Here is an 18953-nt window from a genome sequence, read left to right on the forward strand (position 1 = left end):
GGTGAAGAGCCGGGGGAAGAAGAGTCAGGGAACTTCCCGATCTGTCCATCCTTGGGCATGCAGTCAAGCAACGGTCGTGCCCGCGGAGCCGGGGACGGTCCCGAGAGTTCGGGCGGGAGCCAGGAAGAGCACGGCACGCCCTCGCACGACGCGATGTACGAGGACCCGTGGTACGACGCGCTGGCGTCCGGCTGGGGTGAGCTGGACGGCGCGGGCATGCCGGCGTCGGTGGTGCCGTCCGCTCGCGGTGAGCAGAGCGGACCGGCAGTTCGCACGCGTGACGTGTACGTCGAGGTACAGCGCAGCGCGGCGTTCCAGGAGGTGCGCAGCAGGTACCGGCGGTTCGTCGTGCCGGGAGTCGTCGCTTTCCTCGTCTGGTACGTGGGATATGTGGTCGCCGCCACGGCCGCGCCCGGACTCATGGCCCGGCCCGTGGCGGGAGCGGTCAACGTGGGCATGCTGGCCGGGCTCGGACAGTTCCTCAGCACGTTCCTGCTCGCGTGGGCCTACGCCCGGCACGCGCGGCTGCGGCGGGACCGCGCGGCGCTGGAGCTGCGCTGGGACACCCAGGAGCTGACCCGCGAGGCGCGGGGAGGTGCCTCGTGACCGGTGGCCATCAGACGCTGGCGCTGCTGCTGTTCAGCGCTTTTGTGGCCGTCACTCTCGGGATCACGACGTGGGTGAGTCGGTGGCGGCGCGGTTCGGCGGAGGAGTTCTACGCGGGCGGACGCTTGTTCTCTCCGATGGAAAATGGTTTCGCCATCGCGGGTGACTACATGTCGGCGGCCTCCTTCCTCGGGGTGACCGGGCTGATCGCGCTCTACGGATACGACGGGCTGCTGTATGTCGTGGGATTCCTGGTGGCCTGGCTGGTGGTGCTGTTCCTGGTGGCCGAACTGGTGCGCAACTGCGGGCGGTTCACCCTTGCCGACGTGGTGGCCGCGCGGATGAGCGAGCGGCCGGTGCGGATCGCGGCGGGAACGTCCTCGGTGACGGTGTCCGTCCTGTATCTGGTGGCGCAGATGGTCGGTGCGGGCAGTCTGGTGGCGCTGCTGATGGGGCGGACCGGCGGGGCGGCCCGGGCCTGGACGGTCATCGGGGTCGGCGCGCTCATGGTGATCTATGTGTCGCTGGGCGGGATGCGGGCCACCACCTGGATCCAGATCGTGAAGGCGGTGCTGCTGCTGAGCGGGACGGTCGTGCTGACCGTGCTCGTCCTGCTGCGCTTCCACGGCGACTTCGACCGGCTGCTGCTCACGGCAGCGGACCGCAGCGGTCACGGCAGGGCGTTCCTGGCCCCGGGCCTGAAGTACGGCGGGAGCTGGACCGCCCGCCTCGATTTCATCAGCCTCGGGCTCGCCCTGGTGCTGGGCACGGCGGGACTTCCGCACATCCTGTCCCGCTTCTACACGGTGCCCACCGCGCGGGCCGCCCGCCGTTCCGCCGTGTGGTCCATCGGGCTGATAGGCGGCTTCTACCTGATGACGATCGTCCTCGGCCTGGGCGCCGCCGCGCTGGTCGGGCCGGATGCCGTACGGGGTTCGAACGCGGCCGGGAACACGGCGGTGCCGCTCCTCGCCCTCGACCTGGGCGGCGGCGCGGGTTCCACTGGTGGAACGGTTCTGTTCGCGGTCGTCGCCGCCGTCGCCTTCGCCACGATCCTCGCCGTGGTCGCCGGCCTCACGCTCGCCTCGTCGGCCTCGGTGGCGCACGACCTGTACGCGTCGCTGCGGCGGTCGCCCGGCACGCCGCGCGGCGAGGTCGTGGTGGCACGGTTCGCGGCGCTCGGCATCGGCGTCGTGGCGATCGCACTCGGCCTGCTGGCCCGCGACCTCAACGTCGCCTATCTCGTGGGCCTGGCGTTCGCGGTCGCGGCGTCGGCGAACCTGCCCGTGCTGCTGTACTCGCTGTTCTGGCGCGCCTTCACCACCCGCGGCGCGGTGTGGGCCGTGTACGGCGGGCTGCTCCCGGCGCTGGGGCTCGTCCTGCTGTCCCCGGTGGTCTCCGGCAGCCCGGACTCGCTGTTCCCGGGCGTCGACTTCCAGTACTTCCCGCTCCAGAACCCGGGCATCGTCTCCATCCCGCTCGGCTTCGTGGCCGGCTGGCTGGGCACGGTCACCTCGGCCGAGGTCGCGGACGAGGCCAAGTACGCCGAGACCGAGGTGCGGTCGCTGACCGGTGCCGGGGCCGCGTAGCGGGCCGAACGGATCGTTACGGCGCCACCCACGCGTAGCGGTGCTCCGGACGGCCGGTGTCGCCGTACTTCAGGGAGAGGCGCAGCCGGCCGGCCTGTTCCAGATGGCGGAGGTAGCGCTGGGCCGTGGAGCGGCTCAGGCCGGTCCTGGCGGCCACCTCGTGGGCCGACAGCGGCTGGTCGGCGTGATGCAGGACGCCGCAGATCAGGTCCGTCGTGGGCTCCGAGTGACCGCTCGGCAGGCCGGGCGCGGACGGTGCGGGGGCTGCGCGCAATGCCCCGAAGATGCGGTCGACCTGCTCCTGGCCCGTCAGGCCGTGGCCGCCCACCCGGTCCACGGTGCGGCGCAGGGCGGCGTAGGACTCCAGGCGGGTGCGCAGCGCGGCGAAGGTGAACGGTTTGACCAGGTAGTGCAGGGCGCCCAGGCGCATCGCCTGCTGAACGGTCGTCACCTCGCTGGCCGCCGTGATCATGATGACGTCCGTGCGGTGGCCCTGTTCACGCATGCGGTGGACGAGGTCGAGGCCGGTCCGGTCCGGCAGAAAGTGGTCGAGCAGGACCAGGTCGACGCTGCCGCGTTCGACGGCCGCCAGCGCCTGGGCGGCGCTGTGCGCGCGGGCGGTCACCCGGAACCCGGGAACCTTTCCCACGTACTTGGCGTTTATCTCTGCGACGCGGAAATCGTCGTCCACGACCAGGACGTCAATCATCAGGCCTCTCCTTCAAGGCCGACGGGTGTTAAACCCGTGTTTCGGCTCCGCAGTTGTAGCGCGAGCAAAAAGAGCACAACAGGCTCCTGCGAGCAAAAGAACGGCTTGTGCCCACAAGACTCCTGCTGTGGCCGGAGCCACACCTACCGTCCGGGCCATGAGCGCACACACCAGCCCCGCCATCGAGTTGCGGGGCGCGAGCAAGACCTTCAGAACCCCGTCCGGGGGACTGCACACGGCCGTGCGCGGCCTGGACCTCACCGTGCGGCGCGGCGAGTTCGTGGCCGTCGTAGGACCGACCGGTTGCGGAAAGTCCACCACGCTGACGCTGGTCAGCGGCCTGGAGGAGCCCAGCGAGGGCGAGGTGCTGGTGGCCGGGGAGCCGGTCGGCGGCGTCGGCGACAAGGTCGGCTTCGTCTTCCAGCAGGACGCCACCTTCCCCTGGCGCACGGTGCTGTCGAACGTGATGGCCGGCCCGCGCTTCCGGGGCGTGCCGAAGGCGGAGGCGAAGGAGAAGGCGCGGGACTGGCTGGCCCGGGTCGGACTCTCCGGTTTCGAGGACCGTTACCCGCACCAGCTCTCCGGAGGTCAGCGCAAGCGCGTCGCCCTCGCCGCCACGTTCGTCAACGACCCCGAGATCCTGCTGATGGACGAGCCGTTCTCCGCGCTCGACGTGCAGACCAGGGCGCTGATGTCGGACGAGCTGCTGGAGCTGTGGGAGGGCACGGGCGCCTCGGTCGTCTTCGTCACCCACGACCTGGAGGAGTCCATCGCGCTCGCCGACAGGGTGGTCGTGATGACCGCAGGGCCCGCGACCGTGAAGCAGGTCTTCGACATCGATCTGCCGCGGCCGCGCAAGGTCGAATCGGTGCGCCTGGAGCCGCGGTTCATCGAGATCTACCGCGAGATCTGGGAGTCGCTCGGCGAAGAGGTCCGCATCACCCGCGAGAGGGGTGCCGCCCGTGTCGCCTGACGTTCTCAGCACACCTGACGTCGAGACCGCCAAGGTCCCCGATCGCGCGCAGAGCCGCGCTCAGGCCGCCCGCCGCCGCAAGGTCTTCGTCAACGCCGTGCGCGTGGCGCTCCTGGTCGCCGTCCTCGGTCTGTGGGAGGGACTGTCCCGGGCCAAGGCGATCGACCCGTTCAACTTCTCGATGCCGTCGAAGATCTGGGACCAGATCTGGACCTGGGTCATGCACGGCACCGCGCTCGGATCCCTGGGCGAACAGATCTGGTACACGCTCTACGAGGCACTGCTCGGCTGGATCATCGGTGTGGTCGCCGGTGTGCTGCTCGGTATTGCGCTCGGGCGGATCAGATTGCTCGCAGAGGTGCTTGGTCCATACATCAAGGTGCTCAACTCGATCCCCAGGATCGTCCTCGCACCCATCTTCCTGATCTGGTTCGGCCTCGGTCCCTCCTCGAAGGTCGCCTCGGCCGTCGTGCTCGTCTTCTTCCCGGTGTTCTTCAACGCCTTCCAGGGCGCCCGGGAGGTGGACCGCAACCTCGTGGCCAACGCCCGCATCCTGGGTGCCAGCGACCGCAGGGTGACCCTGCAGGTGGTCATCCCGTCGGCCACCTCCTGGATCTTCACCAGCCTGCACGTCAGTTTCGGCTTCGCGCTGATCGGCGCCATCGTCGGTGAGTACATCGGCGCCACCAAGGGCATCGGCCTGCTCGTCTCGCAGTCGCAGAACACCTTCAACGCGGCCGGTGTCTACGCGGCGATGGTCATCCTCGCCCTCGTCGCCCTCGTCGCCGAGGGGCTGCTCACCTTCGCCGAGCGCCGCATCTTCCGCTGGAAGCCCGCCGGTTCCGACGACTGACCGGCCCCTCTCAAACCAGCCCCCCACGCCTTTCCCGCACCGCCCCTCTCACAAGGACGTGACACCGCCATGCGCAAGACCGCCAGATACGCCTCCCTGGCCGCCGCCGGACTCCTCGCCCTCTCCTCGCTCACCGCCTGCGCCAACGACGCGGCGAGCTCCACGGCCGACACCGGCAGCGGCGGGGGCGGCAAGGGCGAGTCGGTCAAGATCATGGTCGGTGGCCTGGACAAGGTCATCTACCTGCCCGCGATGCTCACACAGCGCCTCGGCTACTTCCAGGCGGAGGGACTGAACGTCCAGCTGCTCAGTGAGCCCGCCGGGGTCCAGGCCGAGACCGCGCTCGTCTCCGGCCAGGTGCAGGGAGCGGTCGGCTTCTACGACCACACCCTCGACCTCCAGGTGAAGGGCAAGCCGGTGGAGTCGGTCGTCCAGTTCTCCCACGCGCCCGGCGAGGTCGAGGTCGTCTCCGGCAAGGCGGCGGGCGACCTCACGTCACCCAAGGACTTCAAGGGCCGCAAGCTGGGCGTGACCAGCCTCGGCTCCTCCACCGACTTCCTCACCAAGTACCTGGCGGTCAAGAACGGCGTCGACGTCAGCGAGTTCACGCCGGTCTCGGTCGGCGCCGGGCCGACGTTCATCGCTGCGCTGCAGAACGGCGCGATCGACGGCGGTATGACCACCGACCCGACCGTCGCGACGATCCTGGACAAGAAGGCGGGCAAGATCCTCCTCGACATGCGCACCCCCGAGGGCTCGCAGGAGGCGCTGGGCGGGCCGTACCCCTCGTCAAGTCTGTACATGAAGACGGACTGGGTGAACGGACACAAGGACACCGTCCAGAAGTTGGTCAATGCATTCGTCAAGACGCTCACCTGGATGTCCACCCACAGCGCCGACGAGATCGCCGCCAAGATGCCCGCCGACTACTCCCAGGGCAACAAGGCGCTCTACACCCAGGCCGTCAAGAGCACCCTGCCGATGTTCACCAAGGACGGCGTGATGCCCGAGGGCGGCCCCGAGACCGTGGAGAAGGTCCTCAAGTCGTTCAACCCCAACATCAAGAACGCCGAGGTCGACTTGAGCAAGACGTACACGACCGAGTTCGTCAAGGCCGCCAAGTAGCGCGCAGGCCCTGCCCGTTCAGACGCGGGTCGCCCACACGTAACGGTGTTCCGGGCGGCCCGCGTCGCCGTACTTGAGAGTGAGCCGCGCCCGTCCCGTGCGCTCCAGGAGCTTCAGATAGCGCTGTGCGGTCTGCCGGCTCACCCCCGTCCGCTCCGCGATCTCCTGTGCGGACAGCGGCGCTTGAGCATGCATCAGCGCCTGACGCACCAGCTCGGCCGTCGTGGGGGAGTGGCCCTTGGGCAGGCCGGGCTCCGACGGAGCGGACAGGGCACCGAAGATCCGGTCCACCTCCGCCTGCCCGGCCTCCCCGCCGCCGTCCAGGGTGCGCCGCAGGTCCGCGTACGCCTCCAGCTTGCTCCGCAGGCCGGCGAAGGCGAACGGCTTCACCAGGTACTGCAGTGCCCCGTGCCGCAAGGCGGCCTGTACGGTCGACACGTCCCGTGCCGCCGTCACCATGATCACGTCGGTCTGGTGGCCGCGCCGGCGCATCTCGCGCACGACCGAGAGCCCGGTGTCGTCCGGCAGATAGTGGTCCATGAGCACCAGGTCCACCCGAGCCAGCGTCTCCACCAGACGCAGCGCCTCGGCCGCGCTGTGCGCCTCGCCCGCCACATGGAAGCCCGGGACCTTCTCGACGTAGGCGGCGTTGACGCGGGCGACGCGGGTGTCGTCGTCCACGACCAGGACCTCGATCATCGAGCCTCCTCCTCGGCAGCGGCGGGGGTGTGCTCGGGGGCCGGCGCGGCCGGTCCCGTGAGCGCCGGTGCCCGTTCCGGCTCCGGCTCGGTGAGCGCCTCGGGCAGGACCACGGCGAACTCGGCACCGCCGCCGTCCGCGGTCCCCACCGTCGCCCTGCCGCCCTGCCGTTCGGCCAGCCGGTGCACCAGCGAGAGCCCGAGGCCCCGTTTGCCGTGCGCGGGCGGCTCCTTGGTGGACCAGCCCTCCGTGAAGATCAACTCCCGCTGGGCCGCCGGGATGCCGGGGCCGGTGTCGCGCACCCTGAGGACGACCGCACGCCCCTCGGTGCGCAATTCGACCTCCACGCGCGCGTGCGGCGTGCCCGCGACCGCGTCCAGGGCGTTGTCCACCAGATTGCCCACGACCGTGACCAGGCCCCGGGGGTCGATCAGCCGGTCCGGGAGGAGAGTGCGCTCCGACACCCACAGGGCGACGCCGCGCTCGGCCGCCACGGTCGCCTTGCCGACCAGCAGTGCCGCCAGCAGCGGGTCCTGGATCTTCTCGGTGATCTGCTCGGCGGTGACCCGGTGGTCGCCGACCACCTCGCCGACGAACTCCACGGCGTCGTCGTACATGTCCAGTTCCAGCAGCCCGAGCAGGGTGTGCATGCGGTTGGCGTGCTCGTGGTCCTGGGCGCGCAGGGCGTCGATCAGCCCGCGCGTGGAGTCCAGTTCGCGCCCGAGCCGCTCCAGTTCGGTGCGGTCGCGCAGGGTGGCCACGGCGCCGCCGTCGCCGGTGGGCATGCGGTTGGCGACCAGGACGCGCTGACCGCGCACGGTGAGCAGGTCGGTCCCCGTGACCCGCCCGGCCAGGACATCGGTCGTACGGCCCTCGCCGAGCGCCTCGTCGGGCGTGCGGCCGACCGCCTCGTCGCCGATGCCCAGCAGCCGCCGCGCCTCGTCGTTGAGCAGCCGGACGCGGCCGCCGCGGTCCAGGGCCACCACGCCCTCCCGGATGCCGTGCAGCATCGCCTCGCGCTCCGCGAGCAGCGCCGAGATGTCGGAGAACGCCAGGTCGCGGGTCTGCCGCTGGACCCGGCGGGAGATCACCCAGGCGGCCAGCGCGCCCACCGCGAGAGCGCCGCCGGCGTACGCGAACAGCCCCGGGATCGCGCTGATCAGCCGCGCCCGCACACTGTCGTACGCGATGCCGACGGAGACCGCGCCGACGATCCGGTGGCCGGCGTCGTAGAGCGGCACCTTGCCACGGGCCGAGCGGCCCAGGGTGCCGTCGTCGATCTCCATGACCTGCTTGCCGGCCAGCGCTTCGCGGGGGTCGGTCGAGACGTGCGCGCCGATCTCCGACGGAGTGGTGTGCGACCAGCGCACGCCCCGCCGGTCCATCACCACGATGTACTCGGCGTGGGTGGCCTGTCGGATCCGTTCCGCCTCCCGCTGCACCGGCCCGTCCGTCGTCGGCTCGGTGGTCAGCACGCCCTCGGCGATCTGCGGGTCCTGGGCCGTGGTCTGGGCGATGACCAGCGCGCGGCGCATCGCCTCGTGGTCCAGCTGCTTGCTCAGCGGTGCCAGGAACAGCCCGGTCGCCAGCACCGCCACTCCCGCCGCGATCGTCACCTGCATGAGCAGCACCTGGGAGAACGCCCGTCGCGGCAGACCGACGCGCAGGCGGCGGGCGGGCGGAGGCGGGCTCATGGGGACGACGTTACGTGGGAAGGCCCCGTGTGCCCCAGGGGTTGTGGTGGGGATCTCTTGACCAATTCTTGAACGACGGGGGTGCGCTCAACTCGCCAGTGCCGTCGGCTGCAGTTCGCGCACCGCGGTCACGTCCATCCGCGCGGGCGTGCCCAGCACTTCCGCGCCACAGCTCTCCGCGCGCGGCGGCAGCGACGCCCCCTGCGCCATGGTGACCCGCCACAGACGGCCGTCGGTGTGGGCGACGGCGACCTCCCAGCGCGGGGCCGCGCCGTCGGTCCGTACGACGCTCAGCACGCCCGCGCGGTCCTCGCCCGCCGCCCTCCGCACGGCCAGCTCGGCCGCCTGGCCGGGCCGTTCCCAAGCGGAGCACCCCCGGCATCCCTCGACCACCACACGCCCCTCGCGGACGCCGTGCAGGGCCTCCTTGACCGTGCGCGCCTCGGCGCGGCCGTAGGCGTAGCCGTACGGCAGGACGAGCACCGTCGGCGAGAAACGATGTCCACCCAGATGGGTGACCTCCCAGACCCCGTGCACCCCCGAGGCGGCCAGCTCGCCGGCGAGCGGGCGGCCCAGAAGGGCGCAGCAGCGGTCGCGCTTGCCATTGGTGCACACGAGCGCGAGCGGGTCGCCCCGGTGCGGGCGGCCGTCGAGCGCGGCGCCGAAGGAGCGGTGGTCGCCCGTGCCGAGAGCGGTGAAGTCGAGGTCGAGCAGCCGTTCCGGTGCGCGGACGGTGGCGCTGTGCAGCCACGCGTTTCCCGGAACGGTGTGGGCCGCGTACACATGCCGCAGCGGTGGCGTGCCGGGGTCGGCGTGCCGCCCGGGGCGCCGTATGAGGGCCACGCGCACGCCGGTTCCCTCGGCCGCCCGCTCCAGCGCTCGTCCCAACCCGGGGTCCAGATGGCTGGAAGTGAGCGCCTTGGCGCCCCACGGGCCGGGCTGTTCCAGCAGCAGCCACGTCGTCGCCGTGGCCGCCGTGCCGGAAACGGGCTCGTCGAGGCTCCGGGAGACGGTCGCGCACCTACTCACAGAGGTGAGCCTAACCTGACTTCGTGCGGGGCGACTTCCGGCCGTGACCGAGTACTGCTCCGGCGGGCGGCGCGGGCCCTACTCCGGAAGGGGCTGCGGCGGTCGTGCGCCGACGTAGTGGCCGACGGGGCGCATGCGCAGGGGGCGCTCGCCGTACTCCTCCAGCGCGTGCGCGATCCAGCCCGCCGTCCGGGCGACCGCGAAGATCGTCTCGCCGGCCGTGGCGGGCATGCCGCTGGACGCCGTGAACACCGCCAGGGCCAGGTCGACGTTGGCGTGCAGCGGGGTGTGCCGGGCGGTCGTGGCGACGATGTCCCGGGCCGCGAGCAGGGCGGACTCCGCGCGCGGCACCTGCTCCAGGAGGCTGAACAGCACGCGCGCGCGGGGATCCTCGCCCGCGTACAGCCGGTGGCCGAGTCCGGGGACACGACGGCCCGCGCGCAGTTCGTCGGCGATCACCGGGACCGCCGTGCCCTGGTCGAGCACGTCGAGCAGTATGCGGTGGGCGCCGCCGCTCGCGGCACCGTGCAGCGGGCCCTCCAGGACGCCGAGCCCGGCCGAGACGGCCGCGTAGGCGTGGGCCCGGGCCGAGGCGGCGACCCGGACGGCGAGCGTGGACGCGGCCAGGTCGTGGTCGGCGAGCAGGGCGAGCGCGGTGTCCAGGACCCGCAGGGACGCCTCGTCGGCAGGGCGTCCGGTCAGCCGGCCCCACAGCCGGTGGGCCAGCGGGCCGTCGTCCCTGTGGGCGTGCCGGGCCGGCGGCAGCGCGGCGACGAGGGTGGGGATGAGGATCCGCGCGGTGTTCAGCACCGTGTCCTCGGACAGGTCGAAGCGCAGCGGGTCCTCGGCCGCCGCGGCGATCGCCGCCACCCGGAGCCGGTCGGTGGGGGAGGCGTGCTCGGACAGCGCGTTCACCGCCCGGCGGGCGACCTCGACCGTGGCGGCGGGGGCGGAGAAGGCGGCCCCCGGAGCCGGCCGGCCCGTCCACAGCCATTCCGCGACCTCCTCGTACGAGTGGCGCAGGGCCAGGTCGACGGCGTCCACGCCGCGGAAGAAGTAGCGGTCCTGCTCGATCAGCGTGATGCGGGTCCGCACCGACAGGTCGCCGCCGGAGCCCGGAGTCCCGGCCGCCTCACGCCGGTTGCGCCGGGCGAGGGCCTCGACCTCCTTCGCCTCGAAGGTGCTGGCCCGGCCGCCCGGTTCGCGTCTGCTGCTGAGCAGACCGCGGCTCACGTACGCGTAGACCGTCTCGGGCTTCACACCGAGCAGTTCGGCGGTCTCCTTGGTGGTCAGCCTTCGCCCGGGGCGGCCGGGAGCGGGTTCGTGATCGCGCATAGGGGTCACCGTAGCCGTCTCTGCACATCTTGATAGCGATACATTGATTCAATCAACGTTGACAAGAAAACAGTCAAGCATGGACAGTCGAATCAAGTCCAGAGTGGAAAACCGGGAGGGAATCCATGTCCATCAACAGAGCCGCCACTCCGCTCATCGACGCCCCGCGCGGCCTCGCCGGCGTTGTCGTCACCGAGACCGAGATCGGTGACGTCCGGGGACGGCAGGGCTTCTACCACTACCGCCAGTACTCGGCCGTCGAACTCGCGCGGACCCGCGGCTTCGAGGACGTCTGGCATCTCCTGGTCCACGGCGCACTCCCGGACGCGCGGCACCGGGCCGCCTTCGCGGCCGAGACCGCCGCGCTGCGCCGGCTGCCCGCGGAGGTCCGCGCCGCACTGCCCGCGATCGCCGCCGCGAGCCGGGTCTCCGGCCCGCTGTCCGGGCTGCGCACGGCCCTGTCACTGCTGGGCGCGTCCCAGGGCATGCGGCCGGTGTACGACATCGACGCCGACCGGCGCCGCGCCGACACCCTGGCCGCCTGCGCGGCCGTACCCACCCTGCTCACCGCCCTGTACCGGCTCGGGCAGGGACTCGATCCGGTCGAGCCGCGCGAGGACCTCGCCCACGCGGCCAACTACCTGTACATGCTCACCGGCGAGGAACCCGAGCCTCGGCACGCCCGTGCGGTCGAGCAATACCTGATCTCCACCATTGACCATGGATTCAACCCGTCAACCTTCACCGCCCGGGTCATCGCCTCCACCGGCGCCGACGTGGTGGCCTGTCTGACCGGGGCCGTGGGTGCCCTGTCCGGGCCGCTGCACGGCGGCGCGCCCAGCCGGGCCCTGGACACCCTGGACGCCATCGGCACCCCGGACCGGATCGACTCCTGGATCCGCGCGCGGGTGCTCGGCGGCGACCGGATCATGGGGTTCGGGCACGCCGTCTACCGCACGGAGGACCCCCGTTCGCGGATGCTGCGGGAGATCGCCGAGAGCTTCGGCGGCCCGCGCGTCGCGTTCGCCGTGGAGGTCGAGCGGAAGGTCGAGGCGATCCTCGAAGAGCTGAAGCCCGGCCGTGAACTCCACACCAACGTCGAGTTCTACGCCGGCGTGGTCATGGAACTGTGCGGGCTGCCCCGCGAGATGTTCACCCCCACCTTCGCGGCGGCCAGGGTGGTGGGCTGGAGCGCCAACATCCTGGAACAGGCGGCCGATCCGAAGATCATCCGCCCCGTCGCCCGCTACGTCGGACCGGAGCCCCCGGTGGCGGTGCCGGTTCAGCCGTGAGCCCGGGCCCGGGGGCGCCGCTCTTATCCTGGACCGGCAGTCGGTCCACGTGAGAGAGGGCGCCCGTTGGGCAACAGCAGCACCCCGCAGCAGATCCCCGTCGTCGTGCTCGCCGGATTCCTCGGCTCCGGCAAGACCACGCTCCTCAACCACCTCCTGCACCGCAGCGGCGGCAGCCGGATCGGCGCGATCGTCAACGACTTCGGGGCCATCGAGATCGACGCGATGGCCGTCGCCGGTGCCCTCGGCGACTCGACCCTCTCGCTGGGCAACGGCTGCCTGTGCTGTGCCGTCGACGCGAGCGAGCTCGACGTCTACCTGAACCGGCTCGCCGCCCCCGGCGTCGGCATCGACGTGATCGTCATCGAGGCCAGCGGGCTCGCCGAGCCCCAGGAACTCGTGCGGATGGTGCTGGCCAGCGAGCACCCCGGGATCGTCTACGGCGGCCTGGTCGAGGTCGTGGACGCCGCCGAGTTCGACGACACCCGGGCCCGCCACCCCGAGGTCGACCGGCACCTGGCCCTCGCCGACCTCGTGGTGGTCAACAAGCTCGACCGGGCCGCGGACGGCGAGCGCGTGCTCGGCCTCGTACGGTCCCTCGCCGACCGAGCCGCCGTCGTCCCCGCCGCCTACGGCCGTATCGACCCGGAGTTCCTCTTCGACTGCAAGCCCAGCGAGGAGCGCATCGGGCAGCTGTCCTTCGACGACCTGCACGACCACACCGATGACGACGACCACACCGGTCATCTCCACACCGGCTACGACAGCCTGTCCTTCACCTCCGACCTGCCCATGGACCCGCGCGAGCTCATGCGGTTCCTGGACAGCCGGCCCGAGGGGCTGTACCGGATCAAGGGGTACGTCAACTTCGGGCCGTACGACACCCGCAACCGGTACGCCGTGCACGCCGTCGGCCGGTTCCTGCGCTTCTACCCCGAGCCCTGGACCGCGGCCGGCGACCGGCTCACCCAGCTCGTGCTGATCGGCTCCGGCATCGACACCGACGCCCTGGGCAAGGAGCTGGAGGCGGCCAGGAACGACGCCCCACACGCCGACGAACACGGCATGTGGGGCGTCCTGCGGTACGTCCAGGGACCGCAGGAGACGGGGGCCGGGCCGCAGGACCCGCCGGTCTAGAAGACCGGCCCCGCGACGACCGAGACCGTCATCGGCAGCGACGTGCCCGAGCCGTCCCGGCGTGGGTCCAGCTCCGGCAGCTCGGCCGGGGCGCCGGTCTTCTGGGCCGCGCGCGCGGGAACCGGGCCCGCCCAGGCCAGCGACAGGCAGTCCTCGCCCTTCAGGAACCGCTGGCAGCGCACGCCGCCCGTGGCCCGGCCCTTGCGCGGGTACTGGTCGAACGGGGTCAGCTTGGCCGTGGTCTGCACGGAGTCGTCCAGCGTGCCGCGCGAACCCGCCACCGTGAAGACCACCGCGTCGGCGGCCGGGTCGACCGCCGTGAAGGAGATCACCTTGGCGCCGTCGGCGACCTTGATGCCCGCCATACCGCCCGCCGGGCGGCCCTGCGGGCGCACGATGGACGCCTGGAAGCGCAGCAGCTGCGCGTCGTCCGTGATGAAGACCAGGTCCTCGTCGCCGGTGCGCAGTTCCACCGCGCCGACGATCCGGTCGCCCTCCTTGAGCGTGATGACCTCCAACTCGTCCTTGTTGGACGGGTAGTCGGGCACCACGCGCTTGACGACACCCTGTTCCGTGCCGAGCGCGAGGCCCGGGGACGACTCGTCGAGCGTGGTCAGGCAGACCACCGTCTCGTCGTCCACCAGGGACACGAACTCCGCGAGCGGGGCGCCCCCGGCGAGGTTCGGCGCGGTCGCCGTCTGCGGCAGCTGGGGCAGGTCGACCACGTTGATCCGCAGCAGCCGGCCCGCCGAGGTCACCGCCCCGATCTCACCGCGTGCGGTCGCCGGCACCGCCGAGACGATCACGTCGTGCTTGACGCGCTTCGCGCCGGCCTCCTCCGGGAACGCCGCGTCGGCCGCCGCGCGGGCCAGCAGACCGGTCGAGGACATCAGCACCCGGCACGGGTCGTCGGCCACCTGGAGCGGCACCGCGGCCACCGGGGCACCCGCGGACTCCAGCAGGACCGTGCGCCGGTCGGTGCCGAACTTCTTGGCCACGGCGGCCAGTTCGGCCGAGACCAGCTTGCGCAGCTCCGCGTCGGACTCCAGGATCCGGGTCAGCTCCTCGATCTCCGCGGTGAGCCTGTCCTTCTCCGCCTCCAGCTCGATGCGGTCGTACTTGGTGAGCCGGCGCAGCGGCGTGTCGAGGATGTACTGCGTCTGGATCTCGCTCAGTGAGAAGCGCTCCATCAGGCGCTGCTTGGCCTGCGCGGAGTTCTCGCTGGAGCGGATCAGCCGGATGACCTCGTCGATGTCGACCAGCGCGGTCAACAGACCCTCGACCAGGTGCAGCCGGTCGCGGCGCTTGGTGCGGCGGAACTCGCTGCGGCGCCGGACCACGTCGAAGCGGTGGTCGAGATAGACCTCCAGCAGCTCCTTCAGGCCCAGGGTGAGCGGCTGGCCGTCCACCAGCGCCACGTTGTTGATGCCGAAGGACTCCTCCATCGGGGTCAGCTTGTACAGCTGCTCCAGGATCGCCTCCGGCACGAAGCCGTTCTTGATCTCGATGACCAGGCGCAGGCCGTGCTCGCGGTCGGTGAGGTCCTTGACGTCGGCGATGCCCTGGACCTTCTTCGCGTTGACCAGGTCCTTGATCTTCGCGATGACCTTCTCGGGGCCGACCGTGAAGGGCAGTTCGGTGATGACCAGGCCCTTGCGGCGGGCCGTCACCGTCTCCACCGACACCGTGGCCCGGATCTTGAAGGTGCCGCGGCCCGTCGCGTACGCGTCCCGGATGCCGTCGAGGCCGACGATCCGGCCGCCGGTGGGCAGGTCCGGGCCCGGGACGTGCCGCATCAGCGCGTCCAGGTCGGCGTTCGGAGACCGGATCAGATGGCGGGCGGCCGCGATCACCTCGCCGAGGTTGTGCGGCGGCATGTTCGTCGCCATGCCGACCGCGATGCCCGAGGAGCCGTTGACCAGCAGGTTCGGGAAGGCGGCCGGCAGAGCCACCGGCTCCTGCTCCTGGCCGTCGTAGTTGGGCGCGAAGTCGACCGTGTCCTCGTCGATCGACTCGGTCATCAGGCTCGTCGCCTCGGCCATCCGGCACTCGGTGTACCGCATCGCGGCCGGCGGGTCGTCGTTGCCCAGCGAGCCGAAGTTGCCGTGGCCGTCGACGAGCGGCACGCGCATGGAGAACGGCTGGGCCATGCGCACCAGGGCGTCGTAGATCGACGCGTCGCCGTGCGGGTGCAGCTTGCCCATGACCTCGCCGACGACACGCGCGCACTTCACGTAGGCGCGGTCGGGGCGCACGCCCATCTCGTTCATCTGGTACACGATCCGGCGGTGCACCGGCTTGAGGCCGTCACGGGCGTCCGGCAGGGCGCGCGAATAGATGACCGAGTACGCGTACTCGAGGTAGGAGCCACGCATCTCGTCCACGACGTCGATGTCGAGGATCTTCTCCTCGTACGAGTCGTCGGGCGGCGGGGTCTTCGTGCTGCGGCGGGCCATCCTGCCTGGCTCCTTGCTGAAGCGTTTGACGGATCTGACGCCGACCATTGTGGACCGAGGCACTGACAACCCGTGCCACGACCCGGTGTCCGCGGCCCCGTCGGCTGCCGGAAGCCGTCCCGGCACCCGTCCCGGCACCCGCTCCGGCACCCGCCCGGAACGGTGTGCGCGATCCGCTGTGGGCGTACGGCCCGCGGGAACTTCGCCGAGGCCCCGCACGCTTTGCATACAGTGGCAGGCACGGCAGGAAAACCGCGGTTTGCACAACCGCCTCCGCTCGCGAAGGGACGTACATGCCCATGGGTCACACGACCACAGCCGAGGCAGGCTCCGGGGGCCTGACAGCGACCGAGCACCGCCTGGCCAACGGTCTGCGCGTGGTGCTCTCCGAGGACCACCTGACCCCGGTGGCGGCGGTCTGCCTCTGGTACGACGTCGGCTCCCGCCACGAAGTCAAGGGGCGTACCGGCCTGGCTCACCTTTTCGAGCACTTGATGTTCCAGGGCTCGGGACAGGTGAAGGGCAACGGCCACTTCGAACTGGTGCAGGGTGCCGGCGGCTCGCTGAACGGCACCACCAGCTTCGAGCGCACCAACTACTTCGAGACCATGCCCGCCCACCAGCTGGAGCTCGCGCTCTGGCTGGAGGCCGACCGCATGGGCTCGCTGCTGGCCGCCCTGGACGACGAGTCCATGGAGAACCAGCGGGACGTCGTCAAGAACGAGCGCCGCCAGCGCTACGACAACGTCCCCTACGGCACCGCCTTCGAGAAGCTGACCGCCCTCAGCTACCCGCAGGGCCACCCCTACCACCACACGCCGATCGGCTCGATGGCGGACCTGGACGCGGCCACCCTGGAGGACGCCCGCCAGTTCTTCCGCACCTACTACGCGCCGAACAACGCGGTGCTGTCCGTGGTCGGCGACATCGACCCCGTACGGACCCTCGCCTGGATCGAGAAGTACTTCGGCTCGATCCCCGCGCACGACGGCAAGCCCGCGCCCCGCGACGGCTCCCTGCCCGAGGTCATCGGCGAGCAGAAGCGCGAGGTCGTCGTCGAGGAGGTCCCGGCGCGCGCCCTGATGGCCGCCTACCGGCTGCCGGAGGACGGCACGCGCGCGTGCGACGCGGCCGACCTCGCCCTGACCGTCCTCGGCGGCGGCGAGTCCTCCCGGCTGTACAACCGGCTGGTGCGCCGCGACCGTACGGCCGTCGCGGCCGGTTTCGGCCTGCTGCGCCTCGCCGGCGCGCCCTCGATGGGCTGGCTGGACGTGAAGGCCTCCGGCGACGTCGAGGTGCCGGTCATCGAGGCCGCCATCGACGAGGAGCTCGCCCGGTTCGCCGAGGAGGGCCCGACGCCGGAGGAAATGGAGCGCGCCCAGGCCCAGTTGGAGCGCGAGTGGCTGGACCGGCTCGGCACGGTGGCGGGCCGCGCCGACGAACTGTGCCGGTTCGCCGTCCTGTTCGGCGACCCGCAGCTCGCCCTCACGGCTGTGCAGCGCGTCCTGGCGGTGACCGCCGAGGAGGTCCAGGAGGTCGCCAAGGCCCGCCTGCGTCCCGACAACCGCGCGGTCCTCGTCTACGAGCCGAAGTCCCCGGAAGCGGCCCCCGACGCCGACGTGCCCGAGGACCCGGAGCAGGAAGCGACCGTAGAGGCCGGCAACGAGAACGAGGAGACGGCCAAGTGACCGAGCAGCTCGCCAGCATGGACTTCCACCCTCAGCCGCGGCCCGGCGAGGCCAAGCCGTGGGCGTTCCCGGCCCCCGAGCGCGCGGCGCTCGACAACGGCCTGACGGTGCTGCGCTGCCACCGCCCCGGCCAGCAGGTCGTCGCCGTCGAGGTGCTGCTCGACGCGCCCCTGGACGCCGAGCCGGCCGGTCTGGACGGCGTCGCCACGATCATGGCGCGGGCCTTCTCCGAGGGCACCGACCAGCACTCCGCCGAGGAGTTCGCGGCCGAGCTGGAGCGCGCGGGTGCCACGCTCGACGCGCACGCCGACCACTCCGGTGTCCGCATCAGCCTGGAGGTGCCCGCCTCCCGCCTCGCCAAGGGCCTCGGCCTGCTCGCCGACGCCCTGCGCGCGCCCGCGTTCGCCGAGAGCGAGGTCGAGCGGCTGGTCCGCAACCGCCTGGACGAGATCCCGCACGAGCTGGCCAACCCCACCCGCCGGGCCGCCAAGGAGCTGTCCAAGGAGCTGTTCCCGGCCACCTCGCGCATGTCGCGTCCGCGCCAGGGCACCGAGGAGACGGTCGAGAAGATCGACGCGGCCGCCGTACGCGCCTTCTACGACCGCCATGTGCGCCCCTCGACGGCCACCACGGTCGTGGTCGGCGACTTCACCGGCATCGACCTGGACGCCCTGCTCGGCGACACCCTGGGTGCCTGGAGCGGTACCCCGGGGCAGCCCCGGCCCGTGCCGGCCGTGAGCGCCGACGACACCGGCCGCGTGGTCATCGTGGACCGGCCCGGTGCGGTCCAGACGCAGCTGCTGATCGGCCGCGTGGGCCCCGACCGGCACGACCGCGTGTGGCCCGCGCAGGTGCTCGGCACGTACTGCCTGGGCGGCACCCTCACCTCCCGCCTGGACCGCGTCCTGCGCGAGGAGAAGGGCTACACCTACGGTGTGCGTGCCTTCGGCCAGGTCCTGCGGTCCGCCGCGGACGGCACGGGTGCCTCCCTGCTCGCCATCAGCGGCTCGGTGGACACGCCGAACACCGGCCCCGCGCTGGACGACCTGTGGACGGTGCTGCGCACCCTCGCGGCGGAGGGACTGACCGACGCCGAGCGGGACGTGGCCGTCCAGAACCTCGTCGGGGTCGCGCCGCTCAAGTACGAGACGGCGGCGGCCGTCGCGAGCACGCTGGCCGACCAGGTCGAGCAGCATCTGCCCGACGACTTCCAGGCGACGCTGTACCGGCAGCTGGCCGCCACGGGCACGGTGGAGGCCACGGCCGCCGTCGTGAACGCCTTCCCGGTGGACGGCCTGGTGACCGTCCTCGTCGGTGACGCCTCGCAGATCAAGGCGCCGGTGGAGGCTCTCGGCATCGGCGAAGTCAGCGTGGTCGCGGCCGAGTAGGGCACGCCCGCGTGGGGCCCTGACCGCCTACGGGCCGTCAGGGCCCCTCGTCGTTCCGCGCCCTTCCCCAGATGCCCGATTTGGGACGGAGGTTGCCTGTCTGCCCTGTGGGATGCGCTACAAAAGCCCGGTTCGGTTTGGGGACCGGCGGCAGGCCCGCCTAGCGTCGTCCGGGCTGTTCGTCAGGCAGTGCGCCGCACCCGCGGCACCGGACAGCCATCGCCGAGTCCCCGTACGGCGCGAGCCAGGGGAGCCGGGGACCCACAACGTCCCCTGGGGTGAATCGGACGCCCACGCGTGCGCGTGGGGGCCGTAGGAGACCTTCCTGCTCCGAACCCGTCAGCTAACCCGGTAGGCGAGAGGGAAGGAAAGGACCAGCC

15 protein-coding genes and 1 riboswitch are annotated in these 18953 nt (G+C 71.6%); of the genes, 9 read left to right on the forward strand and 6 right to left on the reverse strand.

Annotated features, from left to right (window positions below; all coding sequences use genetic code 11):
* Positions 1–57: 57 nt before the first annotated feature.
* Together AC4OXY_RS34570 and AC4OXY_RS34575 are read left to right on the forward strand one after the other, a co-directional pair.
* Positions 58–606: a DUF485 domain-containing protein gene (locus tag AC4OXY_RS34570; RefSeq protein WP_356021417.1), complete on the forward strand. Its 549-nt coding sequence runs from the start codon at positions 58–60 to the stop codon at positions 604–606.
* Positions 603–2195, forward strand: coding sequence for a monocarboxylic acid transporter (locus AC4OXY_RS34575; protein ID WP_356021419.1), 1593 nt, complete (start codon positions 603–605; stop codon positions 2193–2195). The genes AC4OXY_RS34570 and AC4OXY_RS34575 overlap by 4 nt, the downstream gene beginning before the upstream one ends.
* A 16-nt stretch (positions 2196–2211) precedes the next feature.
* Here AC4OXY_RS34575 and AC4OXY_RS34580 read toward each other — a convergent pair whose 3' ends face one another.
* Positions 2212–2904 (reverse strand): response regulator, encoded by a 693-nt coding sequence (locus tag AC4OXY_RS34580; RefSeq protein ID WP_491991612.1) that lies wholly within the window; start codon positions 2902–2904, stop codon positions 2212–2214.
* Positions 2905–3061: 157 nt separating this feature from the next.
* Between AC4OXY_RS34580 and AC4OXY_RS34585 the strand changes: the two genes are divergently transcribed.
* The 3 genes from AC4OXY_RS34585 to AC4OXY_RS34595 all read left to right on the forward strand — a co-directional run bounded on the left by AC4OXY_RS34585 (position 3062) and on the right by AC4OXY_RS34595 (position 5855).
* Positions 3062–3877, forward strand: coding sequence for an ABC transporter ATP-binding protein (locus tag AC4OXY_RS34585; RefSeq protein ID WP_376286977.1), 816 nt, complete (start codon positions 3062–3064; stop codon positions 3875–3877).
* Positions 3867–4730 (forward strand): ABC transporter permease, encoded by an 864-nt coding sequence (locus AC4OXY_RS34590; protein WP_356021424.1) that lies wholly within the window; start codon positions 3867–3869, stop codon positions 4728–4730. The genes AC4OXY_RS34585 and AC4OXY_RS34590 overlap by 11 nt, the downstream gene beginning before the upstream one ends.
* Before the next feature lie 69 nt (positions 4731–4799).
* Positions 4800–5855, forward strand: a complete 1056-nt coding sequence (locus tag AC4OXY_RS34595) for an ABC transporter substrate-binding protein (protein ID WP_362822509.1) — start codon at positions 4800–4802, stop codon at positions 5853–5855.
* A gap of 18 nt (positions 5856–5873) precedes the next feature.
* On the opposite strand, the gene AC4OXY_RS34600 is transcribed toward AC4OXY_RS34595, so the two are convergent.
* The 4 genes from AC4OXY_RS34600 to AC4OXY_RS34615 form a co-directional block, all read right to left on the reverse strand.
* On the reverse strand, positions 5874–6554 hold the full coding sequence (locus AC4OXY_RS34600) for a response regulator (RefSeq protein WP_362822510.1): 681 nt from the start codon (positions 6552–6554) through the stop codon (positions 5874–5876).
* The gene (locus tag AC4OXY_RS34605) at positions 6551–8248 is read right to left on the reverse strand and encodes an ATP-binding protein (RefSeq protein ID WP_491991613.1); all 1698 of its coding nucleotides are present in this window, start codon (positions 8246–8248) and stop codon (positions 6551–6553) included. The genes AC4OXY_RS34600 and AC4OXY_RS34605 overlap by 4 nt, the downstream gene beginning before the upstream one ends.
* A gap of 87 nt (positions 8249–8335) precedes the next feature.
* A complete protein-coding gene (locus AC4OXY_RS34610; protein ID WP_491991614.1) occupies positions 8336–9277 on the reverse strand; it encodes a ferredoxin family protein in 942 nt (313 codons plus the stop codon).
* 78 nt (positions 9278–9355) lie between these two features.
* A complete protein-coding gene (locus AC4OXY_RS34615) occupies positions 9356–10612 on the reverse strand; it encodes a citrate synthase (protein ID WP_376286967.1) in 1257 nt (418 codons plus the stop codon).
* Positions 10613–10737: 125 nt separating this feature from the next.
* On the opposite strand from AC4OXY_RS34615, the gene AC4OXY_RS34620 reads away from it, so the two are divergent.
* Together AC4OXY_RS34620 and AC4OXY_RS34625 are read left to right on the forward strand one after the other, a co-directional pair.
* Positions 10738–11904, forward strand: a complete 1167-nt coding sequence (locus AC4OXY_RS34620; RefSeq protein WP_356021435.1) for a citrate synthase/methylcitrate synthase — start codon at positions 10738–10740, stop codon at positions 11902–11904.
* A 66-nt stretch (positions 11905–11970) separates the two neighbouring features.
* Complete coding sequence (locus tag AC4OXY_RS34625; RefSeq protein ID WP_491991615.1) at positions 11971–13041, forward strand: CobW family GTP-binding protein; 1071 nt, start codon at positions 11971–11973, stop codon at positions 13039–13041.
* On the opposite strand, the gene AC4OXY_RS34630 is transcribed toward AC4OXY_RS34625, so the two are convergent.
* Complete coding sequence (locus AC4OXY_RS34630) at positions 13038–15497, reverse strand: DNA gyrase/topoisomerase IV subunit A (RefSeq protein ID WP_362822514.1); 2460 nt, start codon at positions 15495–15497, stop codon at positions 13038–13040. The genes AC4OXY_RS34625 and AC4OXY_RS34630 overlap by 4 nt on opposite strands.
* A gap of 293 nt (positions 15498–15790) precedes the next feature.
* Between AC4OXY_RS34630 and AC4OXY_RS34635 the strand changes: the two genes are divergently transcribed.
* Complete coding sequence (locus AC4OXY_RS34635) at positions 15791–17185, forward strand: M16 family metallopeptidase (RefSeq protein WP_362822516.1); 1395 nt, start codon at positions 15791–15793, stop codon at positions 17183–17185.
* 17 nt (positions 17186–17202) lie between these two features.
* Complete coding sequence (locus AC4OXY_RS34640) at positions 17203–18573, forward strand: M16 family metallopeptidase (RefSeq protein WP_491994681.1); 1371 nt, start codon at positions 17203–17205, stop codon at positions 18571–18573.
* A 210-nt stretch (positions 18574–18783) separates the two neighbouring features.
* Positions 18784–18946: riboswitch (cyclic di-AMP (ydaO/yuaA leader) on the forward strand.
* Positions 18947–18953 lie beyond the last annotated feature (7 nt).

It is taken from the genome of Streptomyces sp. HUAS MG56 (genome assembly GCF_058673395.1).

Excerpts from the sequence above, each read along its gene's own strand:
- AC4OXY_RS34630 (WP_362822514.1), bottom strand. The coding sequence starts at position 15,497 with ATGGCCCGCCGCAGCACGAAGACCCCGCCGCCCGACGACTCGTACGAG.
- AC4OXY_RS34635 (WP_362822516.1), top strand. The coding sequence starts at position 15,791 with ATGCCCATGGGTCACACGACCACAGCCGAGGCAGGCTCCGGGGGCCTG.
- AC4OXY_RS34570 (WP_356021417.1), top strand. The coding sequence starts at position 58 with ATGCAGTCAAGCAACGGTCGTGCCCGCGGAGCCGGGGACGGTCCCGAG.
- AC4OXY_RS34600 (WP_362822510.1), bottom strand. The coding sequence starts at position 6,554 with ATGATCGAGGTCCTGGTCGTGGACGACGACACCCGCGTCGCCCGCGTC.
- AC4OXY_RS34595 (WP_362822509.1), top strand. The coding sequence starts at position 4,800 with ATGCGCAAGACCGCCAGATACGCCTCCCTGGCCGCCGCCGGACTCCTC.
- AC4OXY_RS34585 (WP_376286977.1), top strand. The coding sequence starts at position 3,062 with ATGAGCGCACACACCAGCCCCGCCATCGAGTTGCGGGGCGCGAGCAAG.
- AC4OXY_RS34615 (WP_376286967.1), bottom strand. The coding sequence starts at position 10,612 with ATGCGCGATCACGAACCCGCTCCCGGCCGCCCCGGGCGAAGGCTGACC.
- AC4OXY_RS34580 (WP_491991612.1), bottom strand. The coding sequence starts at position 2,904 with ATGATTGACGTCCTGGTCGTGGACGACGATTTCCGCGTCGCAGAGATA.
- AC4OXY_RS34605 (WP_491991613.1), bottom strand. The coding sequence starts at position 8,248 with ATGAGCCCGCCTCCGCCCGCCCGCCGCCTGCGCGTCGGTCTGCCGCGA.
- AC4OXY_RS34640 (WP_491994681.1), top strand. The coding sequence starts at position 17,203 with ATGGACTTCCACCCTCAGCCGCGGCCCGGCGAGGCCAAGCCGTGGGCG.
- AC4OXY_RS34620 (WP_356021435.1), top strand. The coding sequence starts at position 10,738 with ATGTCCATCAACAGAGCCGCCACTCCGCTCATCGACGCCCCGCGCGGC.